This window comes from Exiguobacterium sp. R-17, from assembly GCF_049913315.1.
GTDB lineage: Bacteria > Bacillota > Bacilli > Exiguobacteriales > Exiguobacteriaceae > Exiguobacterium_A.
Window position 1 is genome coordinate 2,648,031 of record NZ_CP184372.1, and the last position, 16,279, is coordinate 2,664,309.

The 16,279-nt window shown below is 49.0% G+C and carries 17 protein-coding genes; 1 reads left to right on the forward strand and 16 read right to left on the reverse strand.

Annotated features, from left to right (window positions below):
- Positions 1-4 precede the first annotated feature (4 nt).
- Both ACN9MT_RS13845 and ACN9MT_RS13850 read right to left on the reverse strand, forming a co-directional pair.
- Positions 5-793, reverse strand: a complete 789-nt coding sequence (locus ACN9MT_RS13845; protein ID WP_035410606.1) for a flagellar hook-basal body protein — start codon at positions 791-793, stop codon at positions 5-7.
- 279 nt (positions 794-1,072) lie between these two features.
- A complete protein-coding gene (locus tag ACN9MT_RS13850) occupies positions 1,073-2,272 on the reverse strand; it encodes a multidrug efflux MFS transporter (protein WP_368914422.1) in 1,200 nt (399 codons plus the stop codon).
- A gap of 180 nt (positions 2,273-2,452) precedes the next feature.
- On the opposite strand from ACN9MT_RS13850, the gene ACN9MT_RS13855 reads away from it, so the two are divergent.
- Positions 2,453-3,322: a hypothetical protein gene (locus tag ACN9MT_RS13855; protein WP_426272438.1), complete on the forward strand. Its 870-nt coding sequence runs from the start codon at positions 2,453-2,455 to the stop codon at positions 3,320-3,322.
- Between the two features lie 474 nt (positions 3,323-3,796).
- On the opposite strand, the gene mreB is transcribed toward ACN9MT_RS13855, so the two are convergent.
- The 14 genes from mreB to wecB all read right to left on the reverse strand — a co-directional run bounded on the left by mreB (position 3,797) and on the right by wecB (position 16,168).
- Positions 3,797-4,777, reverse strand: a complete 981-nt coding sequence (mreB, locus tag ACN9MT_RS13860; RefSeq protein WP_035410615.1) for a rod shape-determining protein MreB — start codon at positions 4,775-4,777, stop codon at positions 3,797-3,799.
- A gap of 217 nt (positions 4,778-4,994) precedes the next feature.
- Positions 4,995-6,299 carry a UDP-N-acetylglucosamine 1-carboxyvinyltransferase gene (murA, locus tag ACN9MT_RS13865; RefSeq protein ID WP_290752951.1) on the reverse strand — a complete coding sequence of 435 codons (1,305 nt, stop codon included), beginning with the start codon at positions 6,297-6,299 and terminating at the stop codon, positions 4,995-4,997.
- A 251-nt stretch (positions 6,300-6,550) separates the two neighbouring features.
- On the reverse strand, positions 6,551-6,784 hold the full coding sequence (locus tag ACN9MT_RS13870) for a DUF1146 family protein (RefSeq protein WP_426272439.1): 234 nt from the start codon (positions 6,782-6,784) through the stop codon (positions 6,551-6,553).
- A gap of 317 nt (positions 6,785-7,101) precedes the next feature.
- A complete protein-coding gene (locus ACN9MT_RS13875; RefSeq protein WP_029342737.1) occupies positions 7,102-7,515 on the reverse strand; it encodes a F0F1 ATP synthase subunit epsilon in 414 nt (137 codons plus the stop codon).
- 26 nt (positions 7,516-7,541) lie between these two features.
- A complete protein-coding gene (gene atpD, locus ACN9MT_RS13880) occupies positions 7,542-8,960 on the reverse strand; it encodes a F0F1 ATP synthase subunit beta (protein ID WP_023469494.1) in 1,419 nt (472 codons plus the stop codon).
- A gap of 36 nt (positions 8,961-8,996) precedes the next feature.
- Positions 8,997-9,848 (reverse strand): ATP synthase F1 subunit gamma, encoded by an 852-nt coding sequence (atpG, locus tag ACN9MT_RS13885; protein WP_035410620.1) that lies wholly within the window; start codon positions 9,846-9,848, stop codon positions 8,997-8,999.
- A 42-nt stretch (positions 9,849-9,890) separates the two neighbouring features.
- Entirely contained in the window at positions 9,891-11,399 is a 1,509-nt protein-coding gene (atpA, locus tag ACN9MT_RS13890; RefSeq protein WP_023469496.1) for a F0F1 ATP synthase subunit alpha, read from the reverse strand.
- Between the two features lie 19 nt (positions 11,400-11,418).
- Positions 11,419-11,952 carry a F0F1 ATP synthase subunit delta gene (locus ACN9MT_RS13895; RefSeq protein WP_023469497.1) on the reverse strand — a complete coding sequence of 178 codons (534 nt, stop codon included), beginning with the start codon at positions 11,950-11,952 and terminating at the stop codon, positions 11,419-11,421.
- The gene (atpF, locus tag ACN9MT_RS13900; protein ID WP_290788662.1) at positions 11,952-12,491 is read right to left on the reverse strand and encodes a F0F1 ATP synthase subunit B; all 540 of its coding nucleotides are present in this window, start codon (positions 12,489-12,491) and stop codon (positions 11,952-11,954) included. The genes ACN9MT_RS13895 and atpF overlap by 1 nt, the downstream gene beginning before the upstream one ends.
- Positions 12,492-12,618: 127 nt before the next feature.
- Entirely contained in the window at positions 12,619-12,831 is a 213-nt protein-coding gene (atpE, locus tag ACN9MT_RS13905) for a F0F1 ATP synthase subunit C (RefSeq protein WP_023469499.1), read from the reverse strand.
- 76 nt (positions 12,832-12,907) lie between these two features.
- Complete coding sequence (gene atpB, locus ACN9MT_RS13910; protein WP_290784050.1) at positions 12,908-13,651, reverse strand: F0F1 ATP synthase subunit A; 744 nt, start codon at positions 13,649-13,651, stop codon at positions 12,908-12,910.
- Between the two features lie 8 nt (positions 13,652-13,659).
- Positions 13,660-14,046 carry an ATP synthase subunit I gene (locus ACN9MT_RS13915; protein WP_290752966.1) on the reverse strand — a complete coding sequence of 129 codons (387 nt, stop codon included), beginning with the start codon at positions 14,044-14,046 and terminating at the stop codon, positions 13,660-13,662.
- Positions 14,043-14,261: an AtpZ/AtpI family protein gene (locus ACN9MT_RS13920; RefSeq protein WP_023469502.1), complete on the reverse strand. Its 219-nt coding sequence runs from the start codon at positions 14,259-14,261 to the stop codon at positions 14,043-14,045. Before ACN9MT_RS13920 ends, ACN9MT_RS13915 begins: the two co-directional genes overlap by 4 nt.
- A 773-nt stretch (positions 14,262-15,034) precedes the next feature.
- The gene (gene wecB / locus ACN9MT_RS13925; RefSeq protein WP_426272440.1) at positions 15,035-16,168 is read right to left on the reverse strand and encodes a non-hydrolyzing UDP-N-acetylglucosamine 2-epimerase; all 1,134 of its coding nucleotides are present in this window, start codon (positions 16,166-16,168) and stop codon (positions 15,035-15,037) included.
- Positions 16,169-16,279: the final 111 nt, after the last annotated feature.

Here is a 16,279-nt window from a genome sequence, read left to right on the forward strand (position 1 = left end):
CCTATTAGCGAACGCGTCCGATTTCGGAAACAGCTTTTTCCGCTGTCCGGTCGTACGCTTGAATGACTTTTTGATTGGCTTCGAACTGACGCAGACCAGCATTCATCTCCGCCATCGTCTGTTCAATCTCGACATTTCCGAGTTCGAGTACACCTTGATCGACTCGGACGTTTCCGGCATTCAATGGATTGGTTGACCGGAATAGACCATTTCCTGTCCGTTCGAGCGTCTCCGGTTGATCCGTTACGACGAGACCGAGATTGCCGATCGCTTGACCATTTCCATCCGTGACGGCTCCGTCCGCGTCAACTTTGAAGTCCTCATTGACGACGTCGAGTGGTTGCCCGTTCGTATCAAGAACGAGATCATTCTCTGTCGTCCGGAGTAGACCGTCTTGTCCGACGGCAAACTGTCCGTTCGTCGTATAAAGCGTCTCTTCCTCTTCTGTCAACGGATCCCGGTGACGAATCGTGAACAGCGGTGCTCCTTCAAGTGAACTGATTTGTAGATCGGTCGCATTGCCTGTCTCCGTGATCGAACCTTGCGTGAAGTTCGGGGTCGCTGCCTGCATGAAGACACCGGTCGCGAGTTTCCCGACCGTCGCGACTCCTCGCACGCCTGTCCGTTCATTGTTTGCTGTCTGCTGGATCAGCATCTCTGGAAATGTCCGGAGTGACGCTTGATCAGCGCGGAAGCCCGGCGTCCGCGCATTCGCCAAGTTGTTACTGAGCATTTCCTGTTGACGTTGTAATGCCTGCATCGCATTCGACGCCGTGTACATTCCTCGTAGCATGCGTTCCATCTCCTCATTGACTTCATGTTCAATTCTTTCCTTTCAGTATATCGGTCGACCGAAGAGGAATTATGAGCTTTTTTGAACAAAACGGTAATATTCAGCAGAGATGCATCGAAAGACCTACCTAAATTCCATAATCCACTTTTTAATAGCTTGTATATTAAAAATTTACAAATTTTGTTATACTTTAGATAATAATTTAAAGATACTTAAGGTGAATCCTATGAAAAAAAGCTTCCGTTCCCCAAACACAGTCTAGGAAATGGAAGCTTCTCATTAGTTATTCGGATTTTTCTTTAAAACAGCCGTTTGTGTTCGCTCTAGCACCGCATTCGTGATGACGATCAAGCCAGTAAAGAGGAACAGCGCTTCAAAACCAAAGTGACCGGCAATCTGTCCACCTGCGAGTGGTCCGAGGAAGTTCCCCATGAACTGCGCGGACTGGTTATATCCAAAGATCCGTCCCGATGCATTCGCTGGCGTATTCTTCCGTAACAAGGTTTGGACAGATGGCAGCAGTGCTGCTGTCGCAAAACCGATCCCCATCCGTAAGACGATCAATTGACTTGTATCCGTGACGAATGCTTGCGGAATCAAGAAAGCTGCAAAGACGAGTAACGCAAAGAATAAGACACGCTCAGCGCCAATCTTATCGGATAGACGACCCAGTCGTTGTGCAGCGATCAGTGCCGCAATCCCTGGTGCCGAAGCAACAATTCCAGATAACAAGGCGAGTCGTTCGGTACCGGGACTGAGTTCCCGCACGTACAGCGACAGAATCGGACTAATTGATTGTGCCGCGAACTGAATCAGGAACGTCGTCAAGAAGAGGCTTAAAATGAGTTCCGGATGGCGAAGTGACTGGATGATTTCTTTCGCAGACGCCATCTTTTTGACTTCCAGTGGGACGAATTCTTCTTTGACGAAGAAGTAGGTCACGAGGAAGGTAATGAAGAGCGGAACGCTCGTAAAGAGAAAAACGGGTCGAAGCCCAACAACGTCGGCGAGGAATCCTCCAATGAGAGGTCCTAGCAATCCACCGGCAATCCCACCGGTCGACAGGGTGCCGAGCGCCCAGCCACTTTTCTCTTTTGGGGTTTGGGAAGCAACCATTGTAATCCCGGCTGAGATGAATCCGGAGACGGCTCCCATGACAAGACGTAGGAATACGAGTTGATACACGTCTTGAACGAAACTGATTAAGAACATGACGATCGACATACCAAGACTTGCTCGGAGTAGCATGAGCTTACGCCCTTTTCGATCGGCAAGACGTCCCCAAATGGGTGACACGATCGCAGCGACGAGGAAGGTTGCACCAAAGGCGATACCAGACCAGGTCGTAATATCTTGTCGGCTGTCGACACCGAGTTCTTCAATGAATAAAGGCAAAAACGGTAATACAAGACTGAGGGCGGCAGCGGTCAAAAAACTACCGAACCAGACGACTACTAAATTTCTTTTCCACAATGGCATTGTGGCATCACTTCCTTTTAATTGACAACTCGTTTCAATACAACAACTTTTAATATACACTTCACATTGTGAAATGTCTAGGATTTGAACTGTCAAAGTGTAGAACAGGACCTTTGATGCATATAAGTGAATGCGCAACGACCGATAGTAAGGTAATCCACACGAAGGAGTGAAATTGAAATGAAACGCTTTTTGATTGGCGTAGTCTGCCTGTCGTTGCTTCAATTCGGACTACCGCTCAAGAGTTCAGCTGCCGTTTCCGTCACTCGTCACACGGTCATCTGGTCCATCCCAGAGGTCAAATCCATTTCAACGAAGATCAATCAGCTGGCAAACAGACAGATGAAACGTGTCTATCTGCATGTCGCTGTCGAGGGTGACCGTACTCTCTACCGAACATTCGTTGAAAAAGCGCACGCTGTCGGCATCGAAGTGTACTTTCTATTCGGACAGCCGCGCTGGATCACAAACGAAGGAACGACAGCTCGACCAAACGTTGAAGATCCACTCGCCTGGATCTCGACCTATCAGCAGGAGACGATCAGTCATCCGGACGGTATCAGTGTCGATCTCGAACCGTACGCCTTACCGGAATGGGAGACGGACCAGCCAGGAGTCATCGCCTCCTACGAACGCATCTTACTCGCCTTCCGCGAAAAAGCATCTGCTGAAGGATTACCGCTTCAGCTGTTCCTCCCGTTCTGGTTCCATACCGTACAGGATGCAGGTGGGCGTTCCATCAGCGAATGGACGATGGATCTCGCTGACGAAGTCACATTGATGAGTTACCGGACCGTTTACGGTGGTGGCAACGGACTTGGCGCCATCACGATGACGGATGCACTGTATGCAGCGAGTAACGGATATCGTTTATCGTATGCGATCGAATTCACGGAGCTTCCGGAAACACCAGACATTACGTTCTACGGCAAAACACGGACGCAGCTAAATCAGCTCGTTAATCAGACGATGGCAAGTTCGTTGCCACCAAGTGCCATTGTCTATCATGATTTTGAAGCCTACCAGACTTTCATGCGTAGTACGCAGTAAGTTATCTTTATGCCCCTTTGCTTTTCATCCGCTTTCCTCAGGCGAGACACAAGCCAGTCTTCACTGTTCGTATAACAGTGAACCTGGGTCTTGTTTGTCTCTGACAGCGCAAAAATTTGCATTTTTTCCTGTAGGAGTCGAATGAAGCACAAGGAGGCACATAATCATTTATTACCATGACATTATGGACTAAGCATTATGTTTAAAACAAGGGGAGTCCAGTTTCCGATACGTACTTCGGAAACCGGACTCCCTATTGGTTTGATTCATATCGAACGAACTTGTCCATTCTCGACTCCTGCAGGAAAAGAAAGTGCAAGTAGCACTTTCGTCAGGGATAGGTAAGACGCGACAACTCGCATGAAATGCGCGCTGTCGCGGCTTACCTCCCGCCTGTGGAAAGCGAGAAGGACAAGACGGTCGTTATAGGAATGAATTTTTACGAAAAATCATATCTTTTACGCTGACACGCTCTTACTTCCCAAGATTGTCGAGCATGATCCCTGTACCGCGTGCGACACATAACATCGGATCTTCTGCAATCAGAACCGGTAGGCCGAGTTCTTTTGCAAGTAACTGGTCGATTCCGTCAAGAAGTGCGCCCCCACCCGTCAGGATGATGCCACGGTCGATGATGTCCGCTGCAAGCTCTGGTGGTGTCTTCTCGAGCACACGCTTCGTTGCTTCGACGATCTCCATTGCTGCTTCTGCAAGTGCCTCATGCATCTCTTCTGATGTCACCGTGATGTTGTGCGGTAAGCCCGTCACGAGATTGCGTCCACGAATATCCATCTGTTCCCGACGTCCGTCTTCTGAGACCGTCGCGACCGTCGTCTTGACGGCTTGCGCTGTCCGTTCCCCGATGATCAACTTATGCGTATCCTTGATCGAGCGGATGATGTCGTGATCAAACCGGTCACCTGCGACTTTGATCGTTTCACCGCAAACGATATCACCCATTGAAAGGACGGCAACATCCGTCGTTCCGCCACCGATATCAATGACCATGTGCCCTGCTGGCATCCAAATGTCCATACCGGCACCGACTGCTGCGACCTTCGGCTCGACTTCGAGGAAGACCGTCTTCGCGCCTGATTTTTCACCAGCTTGGCGAATCGCTTTTGCTTCGACCGTTGTGATGCTTGCTGGTGTACAAATCAACATGCGGACTCCACCGAACATCTTACGGACCTCAATCTTATCGATGAAATGGCGTAGCATCGCTTCTGTCATTTCGAAATCAGCAATGACGCCGTCTTGAAGCGGTCGAATGGCCACAATGTTTCCCGGTGTCCGGCCCACCATCAAGTGTGCTTCTGTCCCTACCGCATGAATCTTGCCTGTCGCCTTATCGATCGCGACGACCGATGGCTCATCGAGGACAATGCCTCTACCTTTTACATGAATGACGACATTCGCCGTCCCTAAGTCGATTCCGATATCTCTTGAAAACATCTCGTGTGCTCTCCTTTACCCACTGGCTATTCTTCCAAAATATAGAACGTCGTTTGGACGTCTAACCCATTTATGTATACATACCTTTCAATTCTAGCATATGCCCCATCGTGAAACGACTTTCTTTTTCGGCTTTTCTGATTTCATTGTCATCTTTTTAAAAAGAAGACAAAAAGAGCATTCCCCCGAAATCGAGAGAATGCTCTTGAATGAGTGCTTAAAGTTTTGTTGCAGCTGTTTCTTCAACGACTGCCGCTTCTTCTGTCACACGTTCTACGTCTGCACCAAGTGCTTGTAACTTCAAGTGGAAGTCGACGTATCCACGGTCGATGTGGTGAAGTGCGCCAACGCGCGTTTCGCCTTCAGCGATCAATCCTGCTGTGACGAGTGCCGCACCTGAGCGAAGGTCTGTTGAGAGCACTTCTGCACCTTGTAATTGAACGCCACCATTGATGATCGATGAACGACCTTCGATTTTGATGTCCGCGTTCATACGACGGAATTCTTCAACGTGCATGAAGCGGTTCTCGAAAACAGTTTCCGTGATGACCGATGTGCCACCTGCTTTGAGAACAAGCGCCATCATTTGTGCTTGAACGTCTGTCGGGAACCCTGGGTGTGGCATCGTCTTGACGTCGACTGCTTCGAGTTTCGCTGGACCGACGACACGGAGACCTTCTTCTGTATCCGTGATCTTAACGCCCATCTCTTCCATCTTCGAGATGAGTGGACGAAGGTGTTCACGTTCTGCACCGATGACTTCGACGTCACCTTCTGTGATTGCTGCTGCGATCATGAACGTACCTGCTTCAATCCGGTCCGGAATGACGTAGTGTGTTGCACCATGTAACTTCTCGACGCCTTCGATGCGGATCGTTTCTGTACCTGCACCGCGGACTTTTGCGCCCATTGCGTTCAAGAAGTTCGCAAGATCAACGATTTCTGGTTCTTTTGCGACGTTCTCAATCACTGTCGTTCCTTCTGCGAGTGTCGCAGCCATCATGATGTTTTCTGTCGCACCGACTGATGGGAAGTCGAGGTAGATTTTCGCACCTTTGAGACGACCGTCGACATGTGCTTCAACGAATCCATTTCCGATGATCGTCTTCGCGCCCATCGCTTCGAAGCCTTTTAGGTGAAGATCGATTGGACGTGAACCAATCGCACAGCCACCTGGCATCGCAACACGTGCGCGACCGAGACGTGCAAGTAATGGACCCATGACGAGGATCGAAGCCCGCATCTTACGGACGTATTCGAGTGGCGCTTCATCTTTAAGATTCGGTTCGGCATTGACCGTCACCGTATTTGCTTCAGCGTCGAACTCGACTTCCGCATTCAAGTTGCGTAAGACGTTATTGATTGTATAGACGTCTGCTAGACGTGGTACGTTTTGAAGAACCGATTGGCCCTCTGATGCAAGCAATGTCGCGACGAGTGTTTTTAAGACCGCGTTCTTTGCACCTTCTACTTTGACTGTTCCAGCTAATTTACGTCCGCCACGGACAACGATTTTTTCCATTCTCCCTACTCCTCTGCTTCGTTTCTGTTCTAGTATGTTCAATTCGTGATTGGTGAGGATCATAGTTGGAATTCAACGAATGTTAGAAAAGAAACTTCCCTATAGTTGATCTCTTACTCCAAAGCCAATACGACGTTTCGATTGTAATGTTAGATAATTGCTAAATGACTGTGTTCCTTCATTGAAAGAGCAGTGTCCTGTTCCATGTTAAAACAAATTACCATTTCAGGGTTTACAATGCAGTTACAAGTTCACCCAATTAAAAACTGAAGACGCTGTGCAAAACCGGCATAATCCAATAAAAAGCGAGCGACGATCGATCCGAGTGCAATGGCTAGAATCGTTCGCAAGGCTACCGCATGCGGTCCTTTAGGATGTTGCAGGATTTTCTCCCATTTGACTGGTAATAAGGACCACCAAGCGAGTAGAATCGCTACGATGTAGACCAGCATACCAACTAACGCACTCACACCAATAGATGTCACTTTCGTTGCACCTCTTCTTCATAGTTTCTCCAACTTTACTATGATTTCATAAAATGAATGATTGCGCAAACAAAAAAGAACACGCTGAATTAATTTTAGCGTATAAAATATATTTATTGAAGATAAATTTAGTCTTCCAAAGAAAAAATGTTGAAGAAATTGTGAAGACGAGGCATATAATGTACTTTTACATTTTTACGGCGTTTTAAACCTGTATCGTTCTCCCTCTTGCGAAAACGTTTGTCTTTAGAAAAATCATTGACGTATCGTACAAAAAAAGACCCGATTCCGCAAAGGAATTCGGGTCTTTGGTCGAATCAATCGCGACCGTAGTCTTTCAAGCTGAGACGGTTAACTGCTCGTTTCAGTGAAAGTTCAGCACGCTTGAATTCGAGTTCTGATAATTTCGTGTCCTGGAGACGACGTTCTGCACGAACCTTCGCAGCTGCAGCACGGTCATAGTCGACCTTGTCTGCTTGCTCCGCAGTTTCCGCAAGAACCGTTACAGTATCCTGGCGCACTTCCATAAAGCCACCGCTGATAGCGATCAACGTGCGTCCGCCATCTTCGTGGCGCAACTTCAAGATGCTGATGTCGAGTGGTGTCACGAGTGGGACGTGGTGCGGGAGAACCCCGATCTCACCAGAAATCGTCTTCGCAACGACCATACGGACATCGCCATCATACACTTCGCCATCCGGGGTGACGATATTGACATGAAGTGTGTTCATCTCAAGTCCCCCTTATGCTTTGTCACTTAGACAAGCGCCTTCGCTTTTTCAATCGCATCTTCGATCGGACCGACGAGACGGAATGCTTCTTCCGTTAGATCATCGTGTTTACCTTCGAGGATTTCTTTGAAGCCGCGGATCGTGTCCTTAACTGGGACGTACGATCCTTTTTGTCCTGTGAACTGCTCAGCTACGTGGAAGTTCTGCGACAAGAAGAACTGGATACGACGCGCACGGTGTACAGTCAATTTGTCGTCTTCTGACAACTCGTCCATACCGAGGATCGCGATGATATCTTGAAGTTCTTTATAACGCTGAAGTGTTTCCTGAACTTGACGTGCAACACCGTAGTGCTCTTCGCCGACGATTTCCGGTGAAAGGGCACGTGATGTCGATGCAAGTGGATCCACGGCAGGATAGATCCCCATCTCAGAGAGACGGCGCTCAAGGTTCGTCGTTGCATCTAAGTGAGCAAACGTCGTTGCAGGAGCCGGGTCAGTATAGTCATCGGCTGGTACATAAACCGCTTGGATCGATGTAACCGAACCTTTGTTTGTTGATGTAATTCGCTCTTGGAGCATACCCATCTCTGTTGCGAGTGTCGGCTGGTAACCAACGGCAGATGGCATACGACCGAGAAGGGCCGATACCTCAGAACCCGCTTGTGTGTAACGGAAGATGTTATCAACGAAGAGAAGAACGTCTTGTCCTTGCTCATCACGGAAGTATTCTGCCATCGTCAAACCAGTCAACGCAACACGAAGACGTGCACCCGGTGGTTCGTTCATCTGACCGAAGACCATCGCTGTTTGTTTGATAACGCCTGAATCCGTCATCTCGTGGAACAAGTCATTTCCTTCACGCGTCCGCTCACCAACACCTGCGAATACTGAGATACCGCTGTGCTCTTGCGCGATGTTGTTGATCAATTCCTGGATGAGGACGGTCTTACCTACACCGGCACCACCGAAGAGACCGATCTTACCACCCTTGATGTAAGGAGCGAGCAAGTCGACGACTTTAATTCCAGTTTCGAGGATTTCAACTTTCGTTGAAAGGTTATCGAAAGTCGGTGCTTTTTTGTGGATCGGAAGACGTTCCACATCAGCAGCGATTTCTTTTTCATCAATTGGGTTACCGAGTACGTTGAAGACGCGACCAAGTGTCGCTTCTCCGACGGGTACCGAGATTGGAGCATTCGTATCGAGTACTTCCATTCCACGGCGTACTCCATCCGTAGAGTCCATCGCAATGGTACGGACGACGTCGTCACCAAGGTGCAGGGCGACCTCAAGCGTCAAGTCGATAGCCACTTCTTCTACAGTTTGCGGCGTATATTGAATACGGAGCGCGTTGTAGATGTTCGGTAAGTGTCCTTCGAACTTAACGTCGATGACAGGTCCCATGACCGCGACGACGCGGCCTTTTAAACCGAGTTCGTTCATCGTGTTTCCTCCTACCTATCGTTACGCCAGTCGGGATTACTGCTGCGCAGCAGCCCCACTGACGATCTCTGTGATTTCTTGCGTGATCGCAGCTTGTCGAGCTCGGTTGTAGACGAGAGTCAATCGACCGATCAAGTCATCTGCGTTATCTGTCGCACTTTGCATTGCTGTCATACGTGACGCATGTTCTGCTACTTTCGCGTCAAGAAGCGCACCGAAGATCAAGCTCTCCGCATAACGCGGGAGGAGTTCCGCAAGGATTTGTTCCTCGCTTGGCTCGTACTCATAAGTCGTCGAAGATGAAGCTTCGATTTCTCCGAGTGGGAGAAGGGTTTCGACTTTCACTTCCTGGCTGATGACAGATAGGAAGTGGTTGTAGCACAGCTTGAGCTCGTCGATTTCGCCGACCGTGAACGCACTCACTGTACGCTTCACGATCTCAGCGACGTCGACATACGAAGGAGAATCGTTCAAACCTGTGATCGCATCCGTGACCGTGATTCCGCGCGAACGGAAGAACTGGACACCGACTTTACCGACCACGAAGAGAACGTAACTGTCCGTAGTATGCTTTTCTTTGATTTCCCGGTAGACTTCACGCAGCACGTTGGCGTTATATGCACCAGCTAAGCCGCGATCCGATGTGATGACGATATATCCTGTCTTTTTGACGGGACGTTTCTCGAGCATCGGATGGCTCGCACCTGTCGTGCCATTCGCAATGGTTCCGAGTACCTCTTGCATTTTCAGCATGTAAGGTTGGAACTTCGCGCTATGTGCTTGAGCGCGGTTCAGTTTCGACGCCGAAACCATGTTCATCGCTTTCGTGATCTGTTTCGTACTTTTCGTCGAGTTGATCCGCGTTTGTATCTCGCGCAACGATGCCATTTCGATTCACCACCTTGTTAGTATCAAGAGCGTTCCGCCGGATTAAACCGTCGCTTGGAACGTTTTCTTAAATTCTGAGATTGCTGCTACGATCTCTTCGTCTGCTGGAAGGTTACCTGTCTTACGGATCTCATCGCAAAGTTGTTTGCGGTTTTGATCGAGCCAGAGGTTGAGTTCCTTTTCAAAACGACGAATATCCGTTACAGCAACATCATCAAGGTGACCACGAGTCAAGGCATAGATGATGATGACTTGCTTATCGACAGTAAGGGGTTGGTTCAAGTCTTGTTTCAAGACTTCAACTGTCCGCTCACCACGGTTAAGCTTCGACTGAGTCGCTTTATCAAGGTCAGATCCGAACTGAGCGAATGCTTCAAGCTCACGGTAAGATGCGAGGTCAAGACGGAGCGTACCCGCTACCTTCTTCATCGCTTTTACTTGAGCCGAACCACCTACACGCGATACCGAGAGACCCGGGTTGATCGCGGGACGGACACCTGAGAAGAAGAGATCCGATTGAAGGAAGATTTGACCATCCGTGATCGAGATAACGTTCGTCGGGATATAAGCTGAGATATCCGACGCTTGCGTCTCGATGAACGGAAGGGCAGTCAAGCTACCTGCGCCAAGCTCGTCGTTCAACTTCGCCGCACGCTCAAGAAGGCGTGAGTGGAGGTAGAAGACATCCCCTGGGTAAGCTTCGCGGCCTGGTGGGCGTTTCAAGAGAAGTGAAAGCTCACGGTAAGCAGCTGCTTGTTTTGAAAGATCATCATAGATGACAAGAACGTGTTTGCCTTGGTCCATGAAGTGTTCACCCATCGCGACACCTGCGAATGGTGCGAGGTAAAGAAGTGGAGCCGGCTGTGAAGCCGCTGCCGAAACGACGATCGTGTAATCGAGGGCACCGTTTTTACGGAGCGTCTCGACGACGCCACGGACTGTTGATTCTTTTTGTCCGATTGCGACGTAGATACAGATCATGTTTTCTTCTTTTTGGTTGATGATCGTATCGATTGCGATCGACGTCTTACCCGTCTGACGGTCACCGATGATCAACTCACGCTGTCCACGACCGATTGGAACGAGGGCATCGATCGCCTTGATTCCTGTCTGAAGTGGTTCGTGTACCGATTTACGCGCCATGACGCCAGACGCCTTACGCTCGATCGGGTTGTAGTGTTCTGTTTCGATTGGACCAAGACCATCGATTGGCATACCGAGTGGGTTAACGACACGTCCGAGAAGTGCGTCTCCAGTTGGTACTTCCATGATGCGGCCCGTACGGCGAACAGAGTCGCCTTCTTTGATTTCAAGGTAGTCACCGAGGATGATGATACCGACGTTGCCTTCTTCTAAGTTTTGCGCCAAGCCCATTGTGCCGTTAGCGAATTCTACGAGCTCTCCCGACATGACGTTGTCGAGTCCGTGTGCACGAGCGATACCATCACCGATTTGGATGACCGTACCTGTCTCGTTCACTTCCATCGTAGAACCGTACTGCGCGATACGCGCTTTAAGCAGGGCGCTGATTTCTTCAGCTCTAATGCTCATGCGTTTCACCCCTATTTTCTTACGCTTTTAACAGCTCACGCTCAAGGCGCGTTAGTTTAGTTTCGATCGTACCGTCATATGTCGTGTAACCGATTTGAACGCGAAGTCCTCCGATGACACTCGTGTCGACGACGTTCTCGACTTCAAGCGTTTTACCTGATTTTTGGCCAAACGTCTCTTTCACTTTCGTGAGTTCCTCGTCTGACAATTTGTATGCACTCGTGACGATTGCCGTCGCGACATTGCGGTGTTCATTCAACAATGCAATGAAGTGTTCCGGTAACGTGACGATTTCTGCCGCCCGGTCGTTTTCGACCATGACGAGCAACGTGTTCAAGACGATCGAGTTGAAGCCAGTGAAGCTTGTTTGAAGAACTTGCTTGAGCTCTTCAGCAGAAATCGATGGGTTATCTAAAACCGAAGCGAGCTCTGGTGTTGCGTGGAGCACTTCGCCGAGCGTCCGCACATCAGCTTCTGCTTGCTCGAGCACATGGTGCTCAAGCGCAAGATCGAAGAGCGCTTTTGCGTAGCGTCCCGCTACGTGATCACGCATTAGTTCGTGCCCTTAGTATCAGCAAGGAATTGATCGACGAGTGCCTTTTGAGCGGCTTCGTCCGTCGCAAGCTGTGTTTTCATGACGTGGCGTGCTGCAGCGATTGCTTGAAGAGCGACATCGTTCTTCAAAGCAGCTTGTGCTTCAGCGCGTTCACGTTCGATCGCACGGCGAGCTTCTTCCTTACTCATTTCGGATTCAAGACGTGCCTGCTCCATCGCACGTGCTTGCTCTGCTTCTGCCTGACGGCGTGATGCTTCTAAAAGGTCGCGTGCTTCCGTACGCGCCTTGTTTAATTCTTCGCGTTGTTGTTCTACGTAGACTTCAGCGTCTTTACGGCTCTTTTCAGCCGAGTTGATCTCGCTAGCCACATGCTCTTCCCGCGCTTTCATCATGTTGACGAGCGGGCCCCATGCGAATTTCTTCAAGAGGATGAGGAGCAAGAGGAAAACGACGATCGTGACGATCATATTGCCGATCAAGAGTTCATGCGTGTTTGCAGTCTCTGTTTTTTCAGCAGCAAGATACGCTAGATTCATTCGATTACACTCCCCTCGTGGTTGGTTCAACTTCAATATCTACATAAGGGAGCCTAAGCTCCCGTGACGGTTCACTCAAACGTTGAACGAATAGCGCCCTATGTAGTCCGTTCTCGTTAATCGTGGATTAAGAGTTGAGAAGAAGGAAACCGACCGCTACACCGATGATTGGAAGTGCCTCGACGAGACCGATACCGATGAACATTGTTTGACGAAGTTCGTTTTTGAGTTCTGGCTGACGTGCTTGACCTAATACTGTACCGTTTACGATAAGACCGTTACCGATACCTGCGCCGAGTGCGCCGAGTCCGATGATGATCGCTGTTGCAATAAGATTCATGATAAATTGCCTCCCTAGAGTGTGTTCATTGATTTGGTCGTGCTGTTATCGGAAAAGCGAATGCTTTACCTTCGAATTAATGGTCGTGCGCTGCCTTATGTCCGATGTAAACCATCGTCAGGATAAGGAAGATGTACGCTTGGATACCACCGATGAAGAGTGAGAATCCTTGCCAGATCAACATCGGGATACCCGAGATGATCGCGCCTAGTGGTCCGGCGAATTGGAAATCGTTCGTACCAGAGACGATACCGATCGAAAGAATGATTCCGATCATGATCTCACCAGCGAAGATGTTTCCGTAAAGACGAAGACCGAGTGTCAACGTGTTTGCAAACTCCTCGATGATGGTAATGATAAACATCGGCGTCATGAATGTTTTCGCATAAGAGCCGAAGCCTCGCATCTTCACACCGTAGTAATGGCTCATGACCACTACCATAGATGAAAGTGCCAGTGTCACGTAAGGATCTGCAGTTGGTGAGTTGAACCAAATGTAGTGTCCCGTCACGACGTTGAATGGGAGACCCATGATGTTGGATACAAGGATGAACAGGAATAATGTCATTCCGAACGTAAGGAAGCGACCCCCTGTTTTCCAGTCCATCGTGCTGCTGATGATACCGCGAACGAATTCGAGGAACATCTCCATCACGTTTTGAGCACCGGTTGGCTTCATCACAAGACGTCGCGTACCGGCCACGGCAATCAAGAAGACGAGAGCAGCAGCAATCAATACTGTGATCAAGTTCGTCCAGCTACCGTACAGAACGAAGTCACCCCAGAGTGGGATTTCGTAAAGTGGCATTTCGTGGTTCATTTGACTATTCACCTCTTTTCCCGCTTGAGTTCGTGAGTCAAGAACTCACAAAATTGTATGACGTGGCCGGCGAGAAGGCCTATTACCACCGCAGTTAATGACAATTCAGTTTGATATTTCAAACCGATCATCACACAAAGTACCGCGACCGCCATGCGTGAAACGGTCCCACGAGACATCGGCTTACGCCCCGTCTCGATTACACGATACATCCGATCGACGCTGAGTCGTTGAAGCGTCAAGATCAGAAAGCTGCCAGTTCCACCAAGCGCCAGTCCATAAATGACCGGTTCACTCGGGCGTCCAATGAGCAGCAGGACAGCCAGGATCCCGTAAAAGAGTCCAAACCATCGTAAGTACGCACGATACAACGCATCTTGAAGGATGATGTTCATGTCTTCTCCCCTAACAAGTGCCTGATCATGGCGATCATGCAAAGAATGCCGATGAAAATCCCGATGAACACGGCGAACGTCGCACCCATTTTTTCCCACCATTGTTGTTGTTCCCCATAGTTCCCAACCAAAAAGCCAATGACGATCGGTGCAGCCAGTGCCGTCGAAATTTGCGAGGCCATGACCATACTCTTCGCGAGCCCACTTTGGCGCACTAGAGACGACCCCCTTTTTTCCCAATTGTGAGTTCTTTTTCTTTCCCACAATTTGCGGATTTTCATACTAGTCAAGAATACAATGAAGCAGCTTTCATAGTCAAATGAATTCACAATAAAAACAGAGCCGAAAAACCTATACATATCAACGATTGATAAGGTTTTCACAGATGTCTTACATGCAAGTCATTTCACGAAGATGTGAAGAAAATATGTAGTGCTATCAACGGTTAAAGAGATTGTTCATATGGTGAACAAAACCGTTGAACAGTAACGTTATATCGTGTCCGTTAAACCGAAACAAGACCTCTAAAATTGATTTGTGTCGATTTTGTGAAAAAACATTTTTTGTTCACAATTGAAAACGCTTCCGAATCAGGACATAAAAACAGCTCTGACATCTGTTTGTAACAATACATTTCAGCGATTTCCATTTTTTTAATCGTGCGCTACGTCACAGCTTGAATCGTCATCGCTTCCCTTCCAGTTTCAAGGTCATCTGGTTTTACATTTTCTAAACAAATGGGCTGATTTTAGTGGAAATGGTAAGATTTAAAGATATTATCCTCCTAAATCAACTATTGCGATTACACGAAATTCAAGACATAACAAAGAATCGCTCACATCACGCGACTCCTACAGGAAAAAGCACGAGTTTTCGTGCTGTCAGAGACAAGTGAGATCCGACTCCTCGTCTAAAGACGAAGGAGGCGCGGCTCACGTCTCGCCTGAGGAAAGCAAGTGAATGCAAGCGATTCGAGAATGATCGTTTTTTATTGCGTGAGTAACGGTGCCGGTGCTTCGCCTTGACCGAAGTGATGCAGAATCGCTTGGACGATGCGTTCGGACGCGCGACCGTCTCCATACGGGTTTGAAGCATGCGCCATCTCCTGATAAAGTGTTTTGTTCGTCAAGAGTTCTGTTGCCATCTGATAGATCGTCTCTTCTTCCGTTCCGGCAAGCTTCAACGTTCCGGCAGTAATCCCTTCCGGACGTTCCGTCGTATCGCGTAAGACAAGAACAGGAACACCGAGTGATGGTGCTTCTTCTTGTACGCCACCCGAGTCAGTTAAGATCAAATGGGCACGGCTCGCGAAGTTATGGAAATCGAAGACGTCGAGTGGAGCGATCAACGAAATCCGATCATGCCCTTCAAAAACCTTCTTCGCTGCTTCTTGAACAACTGGATTGAGGTGGACCGGATAGACGACGTGCGTCTCCGGGAACGCATCGACGAGGCGACGAATCGCCCGGAACATTTGGTGCATTTTCTCGCCTTGGTTCTCACGACGGTGCGCTGTCATCAAGATCAACTTCCGGTCCCCGACCGTCTCGAGCATCGGATGGACGTAATCCGATTGGACGGTCGTTTGCAGGGCATCGATTGCCGTGTTTCCTGTAATGTAAACACCGGCGTGACGATTTTCAGATGCGAGATTCGCTGCCGCTTGCGCTGTCGGAGCGAAATGTAAGTCCGCGAGCGTCGACGTCAACTGACGATTGACCTCTTCCGGAAACGGAGAGTACTTATTATAGGTCCGCAGTCCCGCCTCGACGTGACCGACCGCGATCTGATTGTAATAAGCAGCCAGGCTTCCGACGAACGTCGTCGTCGTGTCCCCATGGACGAGGACGAGATCCGGTTTGATGTCCTTCATGATGGCATCAAGTCCTTCAAGACCACGCGTCGTAATGTCGACAAGTGTTTGACGTTGCTTCATGATATTCAAATCATGATCCGGTTCGATCTCAAACAGATCGAGCACTTGATCGAGCATCTCGCGGTGTTGGGCAGTGATCGTAACATGAACATCAAAAGCAGGGTGTTGCTTTAGGGCGTTGACGAGCGGTGCCATCTTGATGGCTTCCGGTCGTGTCCCGAAAATCGGCATGACTGTAATCGGCATGGTGACTTCCTCCTTTTTTCCTTTTTTCATTAAAGCATATTTCAGCAATCTTGCGCAGTTTACGAAATAGCAACGAAAAGACCGCAGATCATCGTCTGCGGTCTTTTCGTA

Bases quoted from the DNA above. Each gene is read 5' to 3' on its own strand.
- ACN9MT_RS13895 (WP_023469497.1), bottom strand. From the start codon at position 11,952: ATGCGTGATCACGTAGCGGGACGCTACGCAAAAGCGCTCTTCGATCTT.
- atpF (WP_290788662.1), bottom strand. From the start codon at position 12,491: ATGAATCTAGCGTATCTTGCTGCTGAAAAAACAGAGACTGCAAACACG.
- ACN9MT_RS13915 (WP_290752966.1), bottom strand. From the start codon at position 14,046: ATGAACATCATCCTTCAAGATGCGTTGTATCGTGCGTACTTACGATGG.
- ACN9MT_RS13855 (WP_426272438.1), top strand. From the start codon at position 2,453: ATGAAACGCTTTTTGATTGGCGTAGTCTGCCTGTCGTTGCTTCAATTC.
- mreB (WP_035410615.1), bottom strand. From the start codon at position 4,777: ATGTTTTCAAGAGATATCGGAATCGACTTAGGGACGGCGAATGTCGTC.
- murA (WP_290752951.1), bottom strand. From the start codon at position 6,299: ATGGAAAAAATCGTTGTCCGTGGCGGACGTAAATTAGCTGGAACAGTC.
- ACN9MT_RS13845 (WP_035410606.1), bottom strand. From the start codon at position 793: ATGCTACGAGGAATGTACACGGCGTCGAATGCGATGCAGGCATTACAA.
- wecB (WP_426272440.1), bottom strand. From the start codon at position 16,168: ATGCCGATTACAGTCATGCCGATTTTCGGGACACGACCGGAAGCCATC.
- ACN9MT_RS13850 (WP_368914422.1), bottom strand. From the start codon at position 2,272: ATGCCATTGTGGAAAAGAAATTTAGTAGTCGTCTGGTTCGGTAGTTTT.
- atpE (WP_023469499.1), bottom strand. From the start codon at position 12,831: ATGAATCTTATTGCAACAGCGATCATCATCGGACTCGGCGCACTCGGC.
- atpA (WP_023469496.1), bottom strand. From the start codon at position 11,399: ATGAGCATTAGAGCTGAAGAAATCAGCGCCCTGCTTAAAGCGCGTATC.
- atpD (WP_023469494.1), bottom strand. From the start codon at position 8,960: ATGAACGAACTCGGTTTAAAAGGCCGCGTCGTCGCGGTCATGGGACCT.
- atpB (WP_290784050.1), bottom strand. From the start codon at position 13,651: ATGAACCACGAAATGCCACTTTACGAAATCCCACTCTGGGGTGACTTC.
- ACN9MT_RS13875 (WP_029342737.1), bottom strand. From the start codon at position 7,515: ATGAACACACTTCATGTCAATATCGTCACCCCGGATGGCGAAGTGTAT.
- atpG (WP_035410620.1), bottom strand. From the start codon at position 9,848: ATGGCATCGTTGCGCGAGATACAAACGCGGATCAACTCGACGAAAAGT.